This is a genomic window from Streptomyces sp. NPDC001027 (genome assembly GCF_040299045.1).
In the GTDB taxonomy this organism is placed as follows: domain Bacteria; phylum Actinomycetota; class Actinomycetes; order Streptomycetales; family Streptomycetaceae; genus Streptomyces.
On sequence record NZ_JBEPBI010000160.1, the window covers coordinates 1 to 17,949 of the forward strand.

Here is a 17,949-nt window from a genome sequence, read left to right on the forward strand (position 1 = left end):
CGCCGCGGGGAACGTCTCGCAGGCGGCAGACACCTGGTCCGGGTGGCGGAATGGCAGACGCGCTAGCTTGAGGTGCTAGTGCCCTTTATCGGGCGTGGGGGTTCAAGTCCCCCCTCGGACACTCTCACTCTCCGTGCCGAGCGGATTCCCCTCGGTCACTCCACGACAGCCCGTATTCGGCTTTCCGCCGGATGCGGGTTTTGTTGTTTTCGGAGGCCATTGATTCCGTAATGTCACGGAAGGGCGCTTATCGTTTGTCCTGTCATGCCGCGCGGAGCGGTTGTTGCGAAGCCGTTTCCCGGCTCGTTTCGCGGTCGTTCGACAGTACGACTGACGGTTCGTCAATGTTCATCTCGGTGGGCATATTGGCGGTCTGTGGTTCCTTCTTGTGGTGATACGATCACGCTCGCTTGTGGGCGGGCGGATGGGTGCAAGACGACATCTCCGGCTACGGGGGGCAGTCCGGGCGGTCATTCCCCGTGCGGGCGGTCCGCCGGTCCACCCGTGTTGACGGGAATTCAGCAACTGGCCGTCAGTCGCCTGAAGAGAGTCTTATGACTGATTACATACGGAACCCGGTACTCTGGGCTCTCCTCGCCGCCGTACTCATCGCAGTCGCCCTGATCGTTCGTCAACGCAGGGCGGCGCGTGCCTTAAGGCAGGAGATCGAGGGGCTCAGATCCCACTACTCCGTCCTGGAAAACGAGTACGCGCAATCTGTCGAGGCCGCTCAGGAAAGAGCCGAAGAGGCTACGAAAACGGTCCTCAAGTCCGCGATGCGGACTCTTCAGGGCCTTGCCGCGGAACAGCAGTTGATCGTCTCCCGGCTGCAGAACAAGTATGGCGAGTCGGTCATCCTCCAGGACCTCCTGGAGATCGACCACACGAACTCGCAGTTCGGCCGGCGCGCCCAGTCCATCGCCGTGCTCTGCGACGGCTGGCTCGGACGCGCACGCGATGTCGCGTCCGTCTACGACGTGGTGCGCAGCGCCCAGGGCAGGGTGCGCCACTACCGGCGGGTGGAGATCCTCTCCCAGGTCGACTTCGGCATCACGAGCCGTGCCGTCGAGCCCGTCGCACTGGCCCTCGCCGAGGTGCTCGACAACGCCACGAGCTACTCCAGCCCGGACACGGTCGTCGAGATCAACATCCGCACCGTGCCCAAGGGCATCTGCATCGTCGTCGACGACGCCGGTGTCGGCATGAACGACGAGGAGCGCGCCCGCGCGGACAAGCTCCTGTCGAGCGAGCGGGTGTCGGGCGTCTCCAGCCTCGGCAACCCGCCGCAGTTCGGCTTCGCGGTGATCGGCGTGCTCAGCGAACGCTTCGGCTTCGAGGTGTCCGTGGACTCCACCTCCCCCTACGGCGGCGTCCGGGCAGTGCTCCTCCTGCCGCACGACCTGCTCACCAACGCACCTGAGCAGAAGGAACCGGCCCCGGCCGTCCCCGCTGCGCAGACCGCCCCCCTGGGCGGCGGCCCCGAGAGCGCGCTCACCGCGGCCACCACGTCCGACGGCCTGCCGAAGCGGCGCCGCAAGCGGCCGATGGCCATCGTGCCCGGCAGCGCGTCGAACGCCTCCGGCGCCTCCCGGACGGGAGCGGAGACGGCGGCGATCATGGGCGCCTTCGCGCGCGGCACCCGGTCGGGCCGGGCCGTGCAGACGGACCCGGCAGAACAGTCGAGCACCCGTGGTGCAAGCAGCGAAGGGCATGAGTTCTCGTGAATGACGATCTGTCATGGATGCTTGACAGCGCCCTGGAGATTCCCGGGGCCCTGCACGCCGTCCTGATCTCCGCCGACGGCCTGCTGATGGCGCGGACGCAGGACTTCGACAAGGACGACGCGGACCGGGTGGCCGCCGCGATGAGCGGGGTACAGTCGCTCAGCCGCTCGCTCGCCTTCTTCTGCGAGGACGCGCAGATGCGCTGGCGGCAGACGCTGGTCGAGTTCGACGGAGGCTGGGTCTTCCTGATCTCCGCCGGCGAGGGCGCCTACCTCGGCGTCTCCGCGTCCCCGGACGTCGACATGGCGGACATCACCTTCCGGATGCAGCAGCTCGTCGGCCAGCTCGGCAAGGCGCTCACCACGCCGCCGCGCGAGAACCTTGGCGTGCGGTCATGACCGGCGGCTACGGAGAACTCGAGCCCCAGACACCGGAGTTAGTGCGTCCGTACGTCATCACCAAGGGACGCGGGCTGCCCGACGAAGGGCAGCTGTCCCTGATCACGCTGGTCACGGCGGCCGCCGACCACGAGCAGCGGCCCACCAGGCTGTCGCCCGAGGAACAGAGGCTGCTGGACCTGTGCGCGGCCGGCTACCTCTCGGTCGCGGAGATCGCCGGGCACACCCAACTGCCCCTGGGAGTGGTGAAGATCCTCCTGGCCGCACTCACGGAGGGCGGGTATCTCGTCACCCGCCCGCCCGTCCAGCGGGCTCCACTCGCCGACCGGGACATCCTGGAGGAGGTGCTGAATGGTCTCAGGGCCAAGTTTGGATGAGCAGGCGTACGTCCGGCGCGGTGAGACGCAGACGGCCGTCAAGATCCTCGTCGTCGGACACTTCGCGGTCGGCAAGACCACGTTCATCGGGGCGATCTCCGAGATCGAGCCGCTGTCGACCGAGGAGACGATGACCCGGGCGGCCGAGGCCGTCGACGACCTCAAGGGCGTCCAGGGCAAGACCACCACCACGGTCGCCATGGACTTCGGCCGGCTGACGATCAGCGACCGTGTCGTGCTGTACCTGTTCGGAACGCCGGGCCAGCAGCGCTTCGTGCAGATGTGGGAGGACATGGCGCGCGGCGCGCTCGGCGCGCTGGTCCTCGTCGATCCCGAGCGGCTCGCGGACTCCTTCGCCGTGATCGACCTGATCGAGCAGTACGGACTCGACTACGCCATCGCCGTCAACCACTTCGACGGCGCACCGCCGCGGGACGAGAGCGCTCTGCGCGAAGCACTCGACCTGCTCGACGACACCCCCGTCGTCACCTGCGACGCGCGAGACGAGAGGTCGTCGGCCGACGCGCTGATCACCCTCGTCCGCCATCTGCAGGAACGTGCACACTAGGAGCACCTATGGAACAACCCACCGCACCCGTGCCCCCGCCCGGGTGCCCGGCGCACCAGGTCGGCGGCCGAGTGCCGCTGTACGGGCCGGAGTTCGCGGCCGACCCGCAGGCCTACTACAGCTACCTGCGCCACTACGGGCCCACCGCGCCCGTCGAGCTGTCGCCGGGGGTCGAGGCCACCCTCGTCACGGACTACGCGATCGCACTCCAACTGCTCCAGGACTCCGGCGCGTTCCGCAAGGACGCGCGGCGCTGGCGGGATCTCAACGAAGGCCGCATCCCCGCGGACAGCCCGGTCGCACCGCTGCTGGCGTACCGGCCCAACGCCATGTTCAGCGACGGCGCGGAGCACCACAGGCTGCGCCAGGCGATCACGGACAGCATGGCGCGCGTCGACTCGCGCAAGTTGAGCCAGACCACCGAGCAGGTCTCCAACTACCTGATCTCACAGTTCGGTTCACGCGGCTCGGCCGATCTGCTCGGCGACTACGCCAAGCAGCTGCCGCTGTTCGTGTTCAACGAGCTGTTCGGCTGCACCGCCGACATCGGCGACCGCGTCGTCTTCGGCATCACCGGCATGTTCGACGGTGTGAACGCCGAGCAGGCGGTCGGGGTGATGTTCGGGGCCATCGGCGAACTCGTCGCGCTCAAGCGGTCCAAGCCCGGCGACGACGTCCCCTCGTGGCTGATGCAGCACCCGGCCAAGCTCACCGACGAGGAGATGGTCCACCAGATCGCCCTGCTGCTGGTGGCGGGCAACGAGCCGCTGCGCAACCTCATCGGCAACACCCTGCAACGCCTGCTCACCCACGACGCGTACGCCCACCAGGGCGGTCTGATCGACGAGGCGATCGACGACACGCTGTGGGAGAACCCGCCGATGCAGAACCTCAGCGCCCACTACCCGGCGTCCGACATGGAGTTCGCCGGACAGAAGCTGCACGCCGGCGACCTCGTGCTGGTCAGCTACGCCGCGGCCAACACCGGTCCGGCGCTGACGGCGGCACGCCAGGCCGGCAGCAACCGGGCCCACCTCGCCTGGAGCGCTGGCCCGCACGCCTGCCCGTCCAAGGAGCCCGCCCGGCAGATCACCGTGACGGCCATCGAGAACCTGCTGAACAAGCTGCCCGACGTCGAGCTGGCGGTGCCCACCGAGAGCCTGACCTGGCGGCCGGGCCCCTTCAACCGGGGACTCACGGTGCTGCCCGCCAGGTTCACCCCGGTCCAGATCGTGCGGCGTCCCTCGCCCGCTCCCAGGGAGGCCCCGGTGCGTCCGCAGTACACGGCGCCGACGGGCGGCAGGAGCGAACGTGGAGGCGTGTGGAGCCAGTTCCTCAACTGGCTGACGAGGTGATGCACACAACATCCGTCAACTCCACATCAGTGCATGACGATTCAACCACAGGGGTAGTGAGGAACGCGTTATTCCGTGTTCCTCACGAGTAGGAGGAGATGTCGTGGACCGCAGATCCGCCGACGCCGATCTCATACGACACCCCATCGTCGTGCACCCCCTGATACCCGCCTCCCCAGGCGGGTATCTTCTTGCCCGCCCCGTCCTCAACGGCGAGGTCCGATGACCACCCCGCCCGTCGACGCCCCGGGCGACCCGGCGGGGGTCACGCTCGGCGGCCACGCGGCCCGTCAGTTACTGCGACTGAGCGAGATCGCGGGACTGCCCGCCGCCGACTGCGAGGACTACGCGCGCACGCTCGTCGACGTGCTGGGCCCTGTCGCGCAGCGACCGCTGGAGCTGCCGCCGGCCAGCCGCAGCTTCCTCTCGGACGACCACACCCCCGTGGAGTTCTCCCTTTCCTGCGAACCGGGCGCGCCGCCCACCCTGCGGGTGCTCCTCGAGCCGGGGGCGGGCGCCGACGACCTGGCGGACAACGGCCGCACCGGACTGCGGGCGATACGGGAGATGGGCCGGCGCTGGGGCTTCGGAACCGACCCGCTCGACGACTTGGAGGATCTGTTCTTCCCGCCCGCGCCTCAGGGGCCGCTGGCGCTCTGGTGCGCGCTGGAGCTGTGTGCGGGCGGCGTTCCCAGGGTCAAGGTCTATCTGAACCCCGCGGCCTCGGGAGAGAAGCGGGCCGCCAAGACCGTACGGCAGGCGCTGAAACGGCTCGGTCACCGCAAGGCGTTCCAGGCGCTGCCCGACGGCGACCGTCATCTGTTCTTCGCCCTCGACCTCGGTGACTGGGCGGAGCCACGGGTGAAGGTCTATCTGGCGCACGACGACCTGTCGGCCGCGGAGGCGGGCGCCCTGTCCCGCATGGGCGACGGCCCGGGCAGCGCGGAGATCGAGGAGTTCTTCCGCATCGTGGCGGGGGAGGAGCACAAACCGCAGCTCGACCGCCGGCCCGTCCAGACGTGCCATGCCTTCACCGAGACGGGGACCGGCCTGCCCAGCGGCTTCACGGTCTACATCCCGGTCCGCGACTACGCCCGTCACGACGGCGAGGCCCTGGCCCGGGCCGCCGCACTGCACGCCCGCTACGGCATCGACCCGGTCGCGGTGCGGCGCGCCTCGGCCGCCGTCACCTCGCGGCAGCCGGAGGACGGCGTGGGCCTCGTCGCCTACCTGGGGCTGGCCCACCAACGGGGCCGTCCGCCGCGGGTGATGACGTACATCTCCTCGGAGGCGTACGAGGTGAGACCGCCCACGGTCCTGTCGCAGGACGTGCCGGCCGCTGTGCCGACCGCCGTCCCGCCCCTGCCCTCGCCCCCGGTGCCCGCCGAGGCGTGAGCGCGTGGTGACCGCCAACGGGGGAACGGGACGCCGAGGGGGGCCGTGCGCCGACGCCGCCGAACCGCTCCCCTCGCCCGCACGGAACGCGAAGCCGGCGGAACGCACCTCAGTGCACGGACGGGGCGGGCCCGACTCCGTCGGCGCCGACGAGAGGTGACACGGCGTCACTCGGCCTGCAGCTCCTCCAGATAGGGCGCGACGTCGACCTGGATCGACGCGCCCTGCACCTGGCCGTACTGGCCGGCGATGCCGTCCAGGTAGTCGACGATCTCCTTGCGCATGACCTCCCGCTGCGGCAGCGTCGCCCTGCCCGCCACGAGCCGTGCCACCCAGCGGGACTGGGCCTCCACGAGACGGGTGACGGAACCGTGCGGCCGGACCAGGCCGACGAAGTGCAGACCGGGGTGGTCGGGCGCGACGACCCGCTTGTACAGCTCGACGGATCCCTGCGGACCGATCGGGCAGCCCGGCGGCAGGAACGGGTACGCCATGCGGTACCCGGTGCAGTGGACCACCGCGTCGGCGGGCACGGAAGTGCCGTCGGCGAAGACCACGCGGTCGGCTTCGAGGCGCTCGATCGCGGGCTTGGGGACGACCCCGCCGTGCCGGATGCGGCTGAGGATCTCGTCGGAGACGGTCACGGCCGAGGCGAAGATCGGATGGTCCGGCTCGGGCAGCCCGTAGTCCGAGAGCTTGCCGCGCGCGACGAGCAGAGCCTGCTCGATGAAGCGGCGCTGCTCCGCGAGGGTCATGGACGTCCACCACGGCGCCTCGGCGACGTCGTCCAACGGCATGCCGAAGAGCTGCTTGGGCACGATGTGCAGTCCCCGGCGCACGGACAGGACGGTCTGCGCGGCGTACCGGGAGACGTCGGCGGCGATGTCCACCGCCGAGGCGCCCAGTCCCACCACGACGACCCGCCGGCCGGTGAAGTCGCTGCCGTCGCGGTAGTCGAGAGCGTGCAGAACCGCGCCTTCGAAGGTGTCGGAACCCGGGAGCGGAGCGGGCAGGACCGGCTCGGTGTTGTGCCCCGAGGCGACGACGACCTGGCTGAAGTCGCGTGTGGTGCGCCGCCCTCGGGCGTCCTGGCTGACCACTGTCCAGGAGCCGCCGGCGCTCCGCGTGACGGACTCGACCGTCGTCCCCTTCTCGATGCGGTCCGGCAGACCGGCCCAGTCGGCGAAGGCGCGCAGGTAGGCGGCGACGTCACTGTGCCGCGGGTAGACGGGGTAGGAGTCGGGCATCGGGAAGTCGGCGTAACCGGTGAGCCGTTTGTTGGTGTTGAGGTGCAGCGAGAGGTAGCCTGGCCCGCGTTCGCCGGCCTGCGGCTGTCGCCAGAGCCCGCCGACCTCGGACGCCCGGTCCAGGACGACGAAGTCGACGCCCTCGGACTTCAGGGCGTGCGCGGCCGCCAGCCCCGACAGTCCAGCACCGATCACGCACAGACTCACACATTCCCCCACGGAAAATACACCGATCGTTCGCGCACGGGCAGTTGCATGCCCGTTCGGCACGCCCACCACGCTTCGCGCAGCCGCGACAAGGATCACAGACGTGCTCGACGGCCCGGGGTGGGGCGGGGAGCGGCGGGGGGTAGGGCGGACTTCGTGGGGCGAGCCGCCCACTTCGGGCGACCCGTCACTCGAGAGCGGTGGCCCACAGACCCCGGACGTGGCCGAGGTGCCGGGTCATGACCTCGCGCACCGCCCGCTCGTCGCGGGCCAGCAGGGCGTCGAGGAGCTCCAGATGCTCCTCGGCCGACGCCAGCAGACGCCCCGAGGCGGACAGGGCGGTCAGCCCGTACAGCCGGGCGCGACCGCGCAACTCGCGTACCACTTGGACGAGATGGGCGTTGCCGGCGAGGGCCAGCAGACCCAGGTGGAAGCGGGTGTCGGCCTCGACATAGGCGATGAGGTCGCCCGCGACCGCCGCGGCGACGATCTCACGGGCCGCCGGACGCAACGCCTCCAGGGACACCGGGTCGGCGGTGGTCGCCAGGGCGACCACCGTGGGGATCTCGATGAGCGCGCGGACGTGGGTGTACTCGTCGAGCTGCCGGTCGGAGACGTCGGTGACCCGGAACCCCTTGTTCGGGACGGCGTCGACCAGGCCCTCCTTGGCGAGGTCGAGCATCGCCTCGCGCACCGGCGTGGCCGAGACGCCGAAGCGGGCGGCGAGGGCAGGCGCCGAGTACACCTCGCCGGGCAGCAGCTCACCCGCGATCAGCGCGGCTCGCAGGGCGTCGGCGACCCGCTCGCGGTAACTGCTGCGGCGACCGCCGAGCACCGGCAGGGCGGGCGCGGGCACCGGCGCCGATGCGGGCGCCGGTGAGGCGGGTGTCCGGCTGCTGGTGCGCGGGGCGGCGGCCATGGGGTCTCCTCGGAACGCTGTGCCATGTCACGTGCCACCAGTATCTACGGCGTCCGCCGCCCCGGGCCGCCCCCTCCGTCCGTCGCTGTCGCCGTGGCCGACGGGGCGGGGGCGCGCCCGGCGCGCGGTCAGAGCACGAAACCGGCCGGAAAGGGGTCGGTGGGGTCCAGCAGGTACTGGGCCGTGCCGGTGATCCAGGCGCAGCCGGTGAAGCTGGGCAGCACCGCCGGACGGCCCGCGACCTCGGTCAGCCCGAGGAGCCGGCCCGTGAAACGGGTGCCGATGAAGGACTCGTTGACGAACTCGGTGTGCAGCGGCAGTTCGCCTCGCGCGTGCAGTTGGGCCATGCGCGCGCTGGTTCCGGTGCCGCACGGCGAGCGGTCGAACCAGCCGGGGTGGATGGCCATCGCGTGCCGCGAGTGCCGGGCGGTGGCGCCGGGCGCGTACAGATGGACGTGATGGCAGCCGCGGATGGACGGGTCCTCCGGATGGACCGGCTCCTCCGCGGAGTTGATCGCCTCCATCAGCGACAGCCCGGCGTGCAGGATGTCGTCCTTGCGGGCGCGGTCGAAGGGCAGGCCGAACTCCTCCAGCGGCAGGATCGCGTAGAAGTTTCCGCCGTACGCCAGGTCGTAGGTCACCGTGCGGCCGTCGGCCAGTACCGCCTTGCGGTCCAGCGCGACCGCGAAGGAGGGGACGTTGCGCAGCGTGACGGAGGTGGCCGCCCCGTCCTCGACCGCGACCTCGGCGACGACGAGCCCGGCCGGGGTGTCCAGCCGGATCGTGGTGACCGGTTCGACGACCTCGACCATGCCCGTCTCGACGAGGACGGTCGCCACCCCGATCGTGCCGTGCCCGCACATCGGGAGATAGCCGGAGACCTCGATGTACAGGACGCCCCAGTCGCAGTCCGGCCGGGTGGGCGGCTGGAGGATCGCGCCGCTCATCGCGGAGTGTCCGCGCGGCTCGTTCATCAGCAACTGCTTGACGTCGTCGCGGTGTTCGCGGAACCACAGCCGCCGCTCGTTCATGGTCGCGCCGGGGACGACGCCGACGCCGCCCGTGACGACCCGGGTCGGCATGCCCTCGGTGTGCGAGTCGACGGCGTGCAGGACGAGCTTGCTGCGCATGAGGCGCCCTTTCCGTGCCGTGCGGTCGCCCGCCGGCCGCTTGTCGTGCGCGCGGGGGATGCGACCGGTGGTCGTCCGCCATGGCGGTCTGTCGTGGGCCGGGCGTCGTGGGCGGCGGCCGTGTCATGCGAGACCGGCGGCGACGGCCTTCTCGGTGGCGGCGCGGACGGCCGCCTCCTGGTCCGGCGGCAGCGGGACCCGCGGCGGACGGCAGCGGCCGCCGTGCCGGCCCACGACGTCCATCGAGAGCTTGATGGCCTGGACGAACTCGACGCGCGAGTCCCAGCGCAGCAGTGGATGGAGTTGGCGGTAGAGGGGAAGCGCGGTGGTCAGGTCGCCGGCGACGGCCGCCCGGTACAGCTCCGCCGACGCCTTCGGCAGGGCGTTGGGGTAGCCGGCCACCCAGCCCTTGGCGCCGGCCACGGCCAGCTCCAGCAGTACGTCGTCCGCGCCCGCCAACAGGTCGAGTTCCGGGGCGAGTTCGGCGATGCGGTAGGCGCGGCGCACATCGCCGGAGAACTCCTTGACGGCGTGCACGTGACCCTCGCCGTGCAGCCGTGCCAGCAGTTCGGGCACGAGGTCGACCTTGGTGTCGACGGGGTTGTTGTACGCCACGACCGGCAGGCCCGTCCGGGCCACCTCCGCGTAGTGGGCGACGACGGACCGCTCGTCGGCGCGGTAGGCGTTGGGCGGCAGCAGCATCACCGCCGAGCAGCCCGCCCCGGCCGCCTGCTCGGCCCAGGAGCGGGCCTCGGCCGAGCCGTACGCGGCGACCCCGGGCATGACACGCGCCCCGCCCACGGCGGCGACCGCGGTCTCCACCACCCGGGCGCGCTCCGCGGGCGTGAGCACCTGGTACTCGCCCAGCGAGCCGTTGGGCACGACGCCGTCACAGCCGTTCGCCACCAGCCAGGCGCAGTGCTCGGCGTACCGGTCGTGGTCGACGCGGAGGTCGTCGTCGAGCGGCAGCGCGGTGGCGACGAGGACACCGTGCCAGGGGCGCCGTCCGGAGGCGGCGGGATCCGGGGCGGCAAGGGAGTGGGCGGGCGTCGGCGGGTCGGCGGGCACAGGCGGTGTGGCGGGGGCGGTCATGCACGGGTCCCTTCACAAGCGGTGACGTGGGAGTGAGGTGTGACATGTCATGGGTTGGCCGGAGGTTCGATCGGAGGTTCGAGCGGGGATTCTGCCTGGGCGGCCAGCACGCCGAGCGGGACCGGGCGGGCCAGCAGCCGGCGGGCAGGGGTGAGCGGGCAGCCCGCCACGCCGGCCACGCCGGGCTCGCACATGCGGCCCTGGCACCAGCCCATGCCGGCCCTGGTCAGCAGTTTCACCGTGCGCAGGTCACCGGCCCCGAGGGCGTCGACGGCCTCGCGGACCGCGCCGGCGGACACCTCCTCGCAACGGCACACGAGCGTCTCGTCGGTCACCTGCTCCGTCCACCGGACGGGCTGTGCGGCGTAGGCGGCGTCCAGCGCGGTGAAGAACGCCCGCAGCCGGTCACGGGTCCGGGCGGCCGGCGCCCAGCCGTCCGGGTCGGGGGCCCGTCCGGTCAGTCGGGCCGCCGCCGACCGTCCGGCGATGTGGCCCTCCGCCAGCGACAGCGTCGCGCCGCCGACGCCCGTGCTCTCGCCCGCGGCCCAGACGCCGGGCACATCGGTGCGCTGCTCGGCGTCGACCCACACGCCCGGTCCGTCGAGGCGGCAGCCGAGCCCGTCCGCGAGATCGCGGTGCGGCAGCAGACCGTGGCCGACGGCGAGGGCGTCGCAGGAAAGTCGCCGTCGGCTGCCGGGCACGGGGCGGCCGTCGGCGTCCAGCGCGGCCACGGTGACCGACTCCACCCGGTCGTCGCCATATGCCTCCAGCACGACATGACGGGTCATCACCGGAACGCGCAGGAAAGCCAGTCGGGCCGCGAGCGCCGCCCCCTCGACGAGCTTCGCCGGGGCCGCGGCCAAGGCGCGGGCGATGCGCGCGAGACCCTGGGGACCGGCCGACTCGACCAGGGCGACGACCCGCGCGCCGGCCGCCGCGAGACCGGTCGCCACGGGCAGCAGCAGGGGTCCGGTGCCCGCGACGACGGCCGTACGGCCGGGCAGCGACAGCCCTCCCTTGAGCAGTGCCTGCGCGCCGCCCGCGGTGACCACTCCGGGCAGGGTCCAGCCCGGGAACGGCAGGACCTTCTCGTATCCGCCGGTCGCCAGCAGCACCGCGTCGGCCCGCACGGCGACGGACTCCGTCTGCCGCGGACCCAGCAGCGCGTGCACGATGAGACAGCCCGACTCCCTCTCCACACACCAGACATGACGATCGCTCAGATGCGTCACGCGACCCGCGGCGATCTGGGCGTCGAGTCCGGCGCGCAGGCGCTTCCAGGTGCGCCACTGGTGGTGCAGCGCCTCGGGACGCCGAGCGCCGAGGCCCCGCGCGGGCTGCCGGTAGAACTGCCCGCCCGCCTCGGCGGCGGAGTCGATCAGCACCACGCGCACCCCGCGCGCCGCGGCCGCCAGAGCGGCGGCGAGCCCGGCCGGGCCGGCGCCGATCACCGCGAGGACGGGGCGGCGCTCACTCATCGTGGCCCGTCCCGGCCTGCGAGCGGACGACGGCCCCCGGCGCGGCCGGCGCCAGGCAGGCCCGCTGGTCGGGCCGGCCGTCGACGGTGACCAGGCAGTCGAAGCAGACTCCGATCCCGCAGAACACCCCGCGCGGCCGACCCGCCCCCCGGGTCGTGCGCCAGGCCGTGACGCCGGACGACCACAGCGCGGCGGCCAGCGTCTGCCCGGGCAGCGCCTCGATCTCCCGGTCGTCGAAGGTCACGGTGAACGCAGCGCCGGGACGGGCCCGGACCAACCGCAGGGGATTCACGGGGAGGTCTCCTCGTCGAAGGGTTCCGCACGGTCCGGGCGGCCGGCGACGCGGTCAGGGTGCGGGGAGCGGGGCGGGCGGTCGAAGCGGTCGGGGCGGAACGGCGTCAGATCCAGCTCCGGGACCGATCCGGTGAGCGCCTGCGCGAGGAGCAGGCCCGTGCCGGTGGCGAGACCGATGCCCGCGCCCTCGTGTCCGCAGGCGTGGAACAGTCCCGGTACCCGTGGGTCGGGGCCGATCGCGGGCAGATGGTCGGGCAGGTACGGGCGGAAGCCGACGTAGGCGCGCATCGCCCGGACGTGTGCCAGGAACGGGAAGAGCCGGGTGGCTCCCGCCGCCAGGGCGCGCACGACGGGCAGCGAGAAGGACTTGTCGAACCCGACCCGCTCCCGGCTCGCGCCGATCAGCACCGGCCCGGCGGCGGTGCCCTCGACGACCGGGGAGGTCTGCAGGGCCGCCGAGTCGCTCGCCACGTCGGCGACGTAGTCCGCGGCGTACACCTTGTGACGTACGCGCGGCGGCAGCGGCTCGGTGACCAGGACGAAGCCCCGGCGGGGCAGCACGGGAACGTCGACTCCGGCCAGGGCGGCGACCTCCGCCGCTCCGACGCCCGCCGCGTTCACCACGGCGGGCGCGAGGACGTCCCCGCGGTCGGTCCGCACCCCGCGCACCGCCCCGCCGGGGCCGCGCAGGACGCGGGTCACCGCACGGCCGGTCTCCACCCGTGCGCCCGAGACGCGCAGCAGGTGGGCGGCGGCGAGAGTGGGCATGACCTGCGCGTCCTGCGGATACAGCACACCGCCGGCGAGTCCGTCCGCCAAGTGGGGCTCCAGGTCCCGCAGTCGGTCCGCGTCGACGGCGACCGCCTGCACCCCGGCGGCGCGCTGCCCGGCGGTGAGGACCGTCAGGGCGGAGAGGGACGCCGCGGTCGACGCCACCACGAGACCGCCCTTGGGCTCGTACTCCACGGCGGCGGCGAGCTTCTCCTGAGCCAGCTCGCGCCACAACCGGGACGACAGCAAGGCCAGTTGGAGCTCGGGCCCGGGCTCCTTGTCGGAGACGAGGAGATTGCCCTCGCCGGCGCCCGTGGTGCCGCCGGCGACCGGTCCGCGGTCCACCACGATCACGTCGAGACCGGCGCGGGCCGCGTACAGCGCACAGGCGGCGCCCACCATGCCCGCGCCGACGACCACCACGTCACCGCTCGGTCGCTTGGTCACGCCAGTAATATGTCACATGGCGCAGCGCCGAGGAAGACGGCGTGAAGGCGTGCGCCGACTGCCCGCCGAACCGGGGCGCCCGGGCTGCGGCCTCAGTCGAACTCGCTGGGCTCCGGGGCCGGAGTGCGGCCCTCCCGGACGTCCTTGAGCCGAGTGGTGCCGTGGCTCATAGCGGCCTTGGTGCTGTCGTGGTCCACCCCGTCGTACCCGCCGTTGGTGACGGTGATCGCGTCGTCCCCGACCCGTACGGCCGCGACGTCCAGGGTGAGGGTGACCGGTTCGCCGCCGGACGTGCCCTTCACCGTGACCGTGACGCCCTCCCGGGCGTCCCCCACCTTCGGCAGCGAGGAGATCTCGACGACCTGCACGGTGAGCGTGCCGCCGGGGCCTTTCGCGGTGAACTGGTCGCACTCGGTGGTCAGGGACCCCAGCCAGTCCAGTGACTCGTCGAGGTCGTCCCGGTCGTAGGCGCCGACCTGGTAGAGGAGCCGGGAGACGCCCTCGGTGAAGCCGGTGAGCGCCGACGCGCCGGACGGGCGGCCCAGCAGGTCGTCTCCGTACAACCCGTCGAGCAGCCGCTGGCAGTCGGCGGCCTGCGTCTTGCCCGTGAGGAACTGCTGGGTGTCGACCGTGCCGACGACCAGCTCGTCCTCCCAGGACGCGGCGTCCTTCGCCGACACCTGCGTCCAGTCGTCCTCCAGATCGCCCTCGGTGATCAGAGCGGTCCGCGCGCCGGCCGGCGTGAGCGTGTCCTTGCCGGGGGACGCGGTGGTCGTCCGTTCGGCCACGGGCGAGGCCGCGACGCTGGAGGCGCTGCCGGCACTGGAAGCGCCGTCCTCTCCGCCCCCACAGCCGGCCGTCGTGACGAGCAGCGTTCCGGCGGCCAGGACGGCGGTCAGCGCCCGGACCGGGCCGCCCGGCCGGCCCGGACGGGTCGGACCGGCCGGGCCCGACGGACGGGGCGGGCAGGTCGGGCGGGACGACGGACGAGGGGTGGTCACGGGTACCTCCAGAGGACGGGGCCGGGCTGCCCTGCCCTCCACGGCACCACCGGCCGGGCCGCTCGACCAGCGCAACGCGTCGTACGGGTGACGCCGCGGGGCATGCGCAGGCGCGGGCACGGGGCGGCCCGGCGTCCGCGGCGCCGCCGGGAAAATACGAGGTGGCCCGCACCGGAGGCAGGGCATCATGACGATCCCGTCGCCCGACCGCGGCGCCGGGACGATCATCGTCGGGGGAACGACCGGGGGGGCACCTGTGACCGTCACCAACATCCTGCTGTCCGGCGTCGTCGGCTCGACCGCCTACGGACTCGCCCACGCGGGCTCCGACGTGGACCGGCTCGGCATGTTCGCCGCCCCCACCGAGGAACTGCACGGCCTGCACACTCCTAAGGAGTCGCACGTCAGCACGGCGCCCGACCGCACGCTGCACGAGGCCGCCAAGTGGTGCAGGCTCGCGCTCGGCGGCAATCCGACCGTCATGGAACTCGTCTGGCTGCCCGACGAGCTGTACGAGGCGCGCACCCCGCTGGGCGACGAACTCATCGGCCTGCGCTCCACGTTGCTCAGCGCCCCCCGGGTCCGCGACGCCTATCTCGGCTACGCCACCCAGCAGTTCCGCAGGCTGACCAACCGCGGCGAGGGCGCTCCCGCGCAGGACGGCCGCAGACGCAGCGCCAAGCACGCCAGGCATCTCAAGCGGCTGTGCGCCCAGGGCTACGAGCTCTACTCCACCGGACGGCTGACGATCCGGGTCGACGACCCGGAGAGCTACCACCGGTTCGGCGAGGAGGTCGCCGCCGACCCCGACGCCGCGCTGCCGCTGCTGCGCCGTTTCGAGGAGGCGTTCGCCGAGACGCGCAGCGTACTGCCGGACCAGCCCGACGAGAGAGCCGCCGACGCCTGGCTGCGACGCGTGCGCAGGCGGTTCTACGCGGCGCAGTAGTCGAGCCCCCGCCAGAGCGACGACAAAATCGAGTGCCGGGCCGGTCCCCGGCTTCTACACTCGCTGCAGACCGAACACGGCTGCCGCAGGCCGCCGCACCGTACCGCGAGAGACACGAGGGGAGCCCGGCCATGCGTGACCACACCGCTGTCGCCGCTCCCCGTTCCCGCTACGAGGTGATCCTCGTGTCCTCGTCCGTCCGGTGCCCGCAGCGCGGCCGGCATCGGATCTCCTGACGAAGGCCCGAGCGAACAAGTACCTTTCCAGGCCGTACAACTGACGACCTATCACCGTCTTGTCGGCTTCGCCGCAGGACTGTCCGCATTCCTGCGCCGTCGCGCCCTCGTCCGGCACATCGCGCTGCCCGTTCCCAGGAACACCCCGAAAGGCCAAGGGCCGTGCGCAACCACACCGATCGTGACCTCACCCGTGTCTCCGCCGTCCGCAACCTGGGCATCCTCGCCCACGTCGACGCGGGCAAGACCACCGTCACGGAGCGGATCCTGTACGCCACCGGGACCACGCACAAGCGCGGCGAGGTCCACGAGGGCACCACCGTCACCGACTTCGACCCCCAGGAGCGCGACCGCGGGATCACCATCTTCGCGGCGGCCGTCAGCTGCGAGTGGGAAGGCCACCGCGTCAACCTGATCGACACCCCCGGGCACGTCGACTTCGCCGACGAGGTGGAGCGGTCCCTGCGGGTGCTGGACGGTGCGGTGGCCGTGTTCGACGCCGTGGCCGGCGTGGAACCGCAGAGCGAGTCCGTGTGGCGGCAGGCCGACCGCCACGGCGTGCCCAGGATCGCGTTCGTGAACAAACTGGACCGGTCCGGCGCCGACCTCGACGCCGCGGTGGACTCCGTCCGCGAGCGCCTGCACCCCGCGCCGTTGGTCGTACAGCTGCCGATCGGGGCGGAGGACGCCTTCGTGGGCGTCGTCGACCTGCTGCGCATGCGGGCGCTGACCTGGAGCGCGGACGGCGGCGACGCACCCGTCGACGCACCCGTCGACGCACCCGTCCCGGCGGAGATGCGGGAGGAGGCGCTGCGTCGGCGCAGGCTGCTGGAGGAGGCCGTGGCGGAGCGGCACCCGGCCGCCCTGGAGGAGTTCTGCGACCAGGGGACGCTGTCGGCGCGGACGCTCTCGGCGGCCCTGCGCGACCTCACCCGCACGGGTGACGGCCTGGTCGTGCTGTGCGGCTCGGCCTACCGCAACCGCGGGATCCAGCCGCTGCTCGACGCCGTCGTCGCCTATCTGCCGTCCCCCCTGGACGTGCCGCCGGTGCGCGGCGCGGACGGGGCCGGCGGCGGGGGCGGCGGCGCCGGCCGGCGGGACACGGCCGGCGAGCAGCGTCCGGCCGATCCGCGCGCGCCGTTCGCGGCCCTCGCGTTCAAGGTCGCCGCCATGCCCACGGGCCGGCTGACCTACCTCAGGGTGTACTCGGGCACGATCGAGAAGGGAGACACGGTATGGGAGTCGGGCACGCGGCGCACCGAACGGATCGGGCGGATCCTGCGGGTGCAGGCCGACCGCCATGCCCAGCTGGAGCGGGCGGTCGCCGGTGACATCGTGGCGGTCGTCGGGCTGAAGGCGGCCCGTGCGGGCTCGACGCTGTGCGCGCCGGAGGCGCCCCTCGTCCTGGAGCCGCCCGGTGTGGCGGCCCCGGTCGTCTCGGTGGCGGTGGAGGCGCGTACGGGCGCCGACGCCGACCGTCTGGCGTCGGCGCTGGCGCGGTCGGCCGAGGAGGATCCGTCGCTGGTGGTCAGGACCGACCCCGAGACCGGTCAGACGGTGCTGTCGGGCATGGGCGAACTGCATCTGGAGGTCGCGGTGGAGAAGATCCGCCGCAGCCTCGGGCTGGAGATCGCCGTCGGACGCCCGCGGGTGACGTACCGCGAGACGGTGGCCCGAGGCGTGTCCGGCCTCGTCTTCCGGCACGTCAAACAGGACGGCGGGGCAGGGCAGTTCGCGCATGTCGTGCTCGACGTCGAACCGCTCGACGTCGAACCGCCGGGCGCGGGAGGCGGCGCCGCGACCGGGTTCGTGTTCCGTTCGGCGGTCGTCGGCGGGCGGGTGCCTCAGGAGTACGTCCGTGCCGTCGAGGCCGGCTGCCGGGACGCCCTCGCCGAGGGCCCGCTCGGCGGGCACCCGGTCACCGGCCTCCGGGTCACGCTGACCGACGGGGCGACGCATGTGAAGGACTCCTCCGAGACGGCCTTCCGCACGGCCGGCCGGCTCGGGCTCCGGGAGGCACTGCGCCGTTGCGCGATGGTGCTGCTGGAACCGGTCGTCGAGGTGACGGTCACCGTGCCGGAGAGCGTGGTCGGCGGGGTGCTCGGCGACCTCGCGGGCCGTCGCGGACGGGTCACCGACTCGACCGTGCGCGGTGGTTCGGCGGTCGTCACCGCGATCGTGCCGCTGTCCGAACTGTTCGGCTACGCCACCCGGTTGCGCAGCCGGACCCAGGGCCGCGGCGCGTTCTCGGCCCGTCCGACGGGGTACGCCCCGGCGCCGACGGCGACGCCGGCGCGGTAGCTCCCGGCGCGGGTCCGGGGAGCCCGCTCGCGCGGTCGCCCGGCGCGTGCCGCGAACCGACCG

The 17,949-nt window shown here is 72.6% G+C and carries 16 protein-coding genes and 1 tRNA gene; 9 read left to right on the forward strand and 8 right to left on the reverse strand.

What is annotated here, in order from left to right; genetic code table 11:
* Nucleotides 1-36: 36 nt before the first annotated feature.
* From ABT300_RS30775 to ABT300_RS30805, 7 genes are all read left to right on the forward strand, one after another.
* Nucleotides 37-121: transfer RNA gene (locus ABT300_RS30775), tRNA-Leu, on the forward strand.
* A gap of 433 nt (nucleotides 122-554) precedes the next feature.
* Entirely contained in the window at nucleotides 555-1,724 is a 1,170-nt protein-coding gene (locus ABT300_RS30780; RefSeq protein ID WP_351682494.1) for an ATP-binding protein, read from the forward strand.
* On the forward strand, nucleotides 1,721-2,122 hold the full coding sequence (locus tag ABT300_RS30785) for a roadblock/LC7 domain-containing protein (RefSeq protein WP_306947531.1): 402 nt from the start codon (nucleotides 1,721-1,723) through the stop codon (nucleotides 2,120-2,122). Before ABT300_RS30780 ends, ABT300_RS30785 begins: the two co-directional genes overlap by 4 nt.
* A complete protein-coding gene (locus ABT300_RS30790) occupies nucleotides 2,119-2,499 on the forward strand; it encodes a DUF742 domain-containing protein (RefSeq protein ID WP_351682498.1) in 381 nt (126 codons plus the stop codon). Before ABT300_RS30785 ends, ABT300_RS30790 begins: the two co-directional genes overlap by 4 nt.
* The gene (locus tag ABT300_RS30795) at nucleotides 2,474-3,067 is read left to right on the forward strand and encodes a GTP-binding protein (RefSeq protein WP_319277781.1); all 594 of its coding nucleotides are present in this window, start codon (nucleotides 2,474-2,476) and stop codon (nucleotides 3,065-3,067) included. The genes ABT300_RS30790 and ABT300_RS30795 overlap by 26 nt, the downstream gene beginning before the upstream one ends.
* Nucleotides 3,068-3,075: 8 nt before the next feature.
* Nucleotides 3,076-4,422 carry a cytochrome P450 gene (locus ABT300_RS30800; protein ID WP_351682502.1) on the forward strand — a complete coding sequence of 449 codons (1,347 nt, stop codon included), beginning with the start codon at nucleotides 3,076-3,078 and terminating at the stop codon, nucleotides 4,420-4,422.
* Between the two features lie 222 nt (nucleotides 4,423-4,644).
* Complete coding sequence (locus ABT300_RS30805) at nucleotides 4,645-5,817, forward strand: tryptophan dimethylallyltransferase family protein (protein ID WP_351682505.1); 1,173 nt, start codon at nucleotides 4,645-4,647, stop codon at nucleotides 5,815-5,817.
* A 167-nt stretch (nucleotides 5,818-5,984) separates the two neighbouring features.
* Here the strand turns inward: ABT300_RS30805 and ABT300_RS30810 are convergent, their stop codons facing one another.
* The 8 genes from ABT300_RS30810 to ABT300_RS30845 all read right to left on the reverse strand — a co-directional run bounded on the left by ABT300_RS30810 (nucleotide 5,985) and on the right by ABT300_RS30845 (nucleotide 14,403).
* The gene (locus ABT300_RS30810; RefSeq protein WP_502978031.1) at nucleotides 5,985-7,259 is read right to left on the reverse strand and encodes a flavin-containing monooxygenase; all 1,275 of its coding nucleotides are present in this window, start codon (nucleotides 7,257-7,259) and stop codon (nucleotides 5,985-5,987) included.
* A gap of 199 nt (nucleotides 7,260-7,458) precedes the next feature.
* Nucleotides 7,459-8,190, reverse strand: coding sequence for a GntR family transcriptional regulator (locus tag ABT300_RS30815; RefSeq protein WP_351682511.1), 732 nt, complete (start codon nucleotides 8,188-8,190; stop codon nucleotides 7,459-7,461).
* A 128-nt stretch (nucleotides 8,191-8,318) separates the two neighbouring features.
* Entirely contained in the window at nucleotides 8,319-9,320 is a 1,002-nt protein-coding gene (locus tag ABT300_RS30820) for a proline racemase family protein (RefSeq protein WP_351682513.1), read from the reverse strand.
* Between the two features lie 123 nt (nucleotides 9,321-9,443).
* Entirely contained in the window at nucleotides 9,444-10,412 is a 969-nt protein-coding gene (locus ABT300_RS30825; RefSeq protein ID WP_351682516.1) for a dihydrodipicolinate synthase family protein, read from the reverse strand.
* Between the two features lie 47 nt (nucleotides 10,413-10,459).
* Nucleotides 10,460-11,890, reverse strand: a complete 1,431-nt coding sequence (locus ABT300_RS30830; protein WP_351682519.1) for an FAD-dependent oxidoreductase — start codon at nucleotides 11,888-11,890, stop codon at nucleotides 10,460-10,462.
* Complete coding sequence (locus ABT300_RS30835; RefSeq protein ID WP_351682525.1) at nucleotides 11,883-12,182, reverse strand: (2Fe-2S)-binding protein; 300 nt, start codon at nucleotides 12,180-12,182, stop codon at nucleotides 11,883-11,885. The genes ABT300_RS30830 and ABT300_RS30835 overlap by 8 nt, the downstream gene beginning before the upstream one ends.
* Nucleotides 12,179-13,402: an NAD(P)/FAD-dependent oxidoreductase gene (locus ABT300_RS30840; RefSeq protein WP_351682528.1), complete on the reverse strand. Its 1,224-nt coding sequence runs from the start codon at nucleotides 13,400-13,402 to the stop codon at nucleotides 12,179-12,181. Before ABT300_RS30840 ends, ABT300_RS30835 begins: the two co-directional genes overlap by 4 nt.
* Before the next feature lie 92 nt (nucleotides 13,403-13,494).
* Nucleotides 13,495-14,403, reverse strand: a complete 909-nt coding sequence (locus tag ABT300_RS30845) for a hypothetical protein (protein ID WP_502978032.1) — start codon at nucleotides 14,401-14,403, stop codon at nucleotides 13,495-13,497.
* Between the two features lie 256 nt (nucleotides 14,404-14,659).
* On the opposite strand from ABT300_RS30845, the gene ABT300_RS30850 reads away from it, so the two are divergent.
* Together ABT300_RS30850 and fusA are read left to right on the forward strand one after the other, a co-directional pair.
* On the forward strand, nucleotides 14,660-15,349 hold the full coding sequence (locus ABT300_RS30850; protein WP_351682536.1) for a nucleotidyltransferase domain-containing protein: 690 nt from the start codon (nucleotides 14,660-14,662) through the stop codon (nucleotides 15,347-15,349).
* A 398-nt stretch (nucleotides 15,350-15,747) separates the two neighbouring features.
* Nucleotides 15,748-17,886: an elongation factor G gene (gene fusA / locus ABT300_RS30855; RefSeq protein ID WP_351682531.1), complete on the forward strand. Its 2,139-nt coding sequence runs from the start codon at nucleotides 15,748-15,750 to the stop codon at nucleotides 17,884-17,886.
* The last annotated feature ends 63 nt before the right edge of the window (nucleotides 17,887-17,949 follow it).

Excerpts from the sequence above, each read along its gene's own strand:
- ABT300_RS30805 (WP_351682505.1), top strand. The coding sequence starts at position 4,645 with ATGACCACCCCGCCCGTCGACGCCCCGGGCGACCCGGCGGGGGTCACG.
- ABT300_RS30790 (WP_351682498.1), top strand. The coding sequence starts at position 2,119 with ATGACCGGCGGCTACGGAGAACTCGAGCCCCAGACACCGGAGTTAGTG.
- ABT300_RS30780 (WP_351682494.1), top strand. The coding sequence starts at position 555 with ATGACTGATTACATACGGAACCCGGTACTCTGGGCTCTCCTCGCCGCC.
- ABT300_RS30815 (WP_351682511.1), bottom strand. The coding sequence starts at position 8,190 with ATGGCCGCCGCCCCGCGCACCAGCAGCCGGACACCCGCCTCACCGGCG.
- ABT300_RS30830 (WP_351682519.1), bottom strand. The coding sequence starts at position 11,890 with ATGAGTGAGCGCCGCCCCGTCCTCGCGGTGATCGGCGCCGGCCCGGCC.
- ABT300_RS30825 (WP_351682516.1), bottom strand. The coding sequence starts at position 10,412 with ATGACCGCCCCCGCCACACCGCCTGTGCCCGCCGACCCGCCGACGCCC.
- ABT300_RS30820 (WP_351682513.1), bottom strand. The coding sequence starts at position 9,320 with ATGCGCAGCAAGCTCGTCCTGCACGCCGTCGACTCGCACACCGAGGGC.
- ABT300_RS30800 (WP_351682502.1), top strand. The coding sequence starts at position 3,076 with ATGGAACAACCCACCGCACCCGTGCCCCCGCCCGGGTGCCCGGCGCAC.
- ABT300_RS30795 (WP_319277781.1), top strand. The coding sequence starts at position 2,474 with ATGGTCTCAGGGCCAAGTTTGGATGAGCAGGCGTACGTCCGGCGCGGT.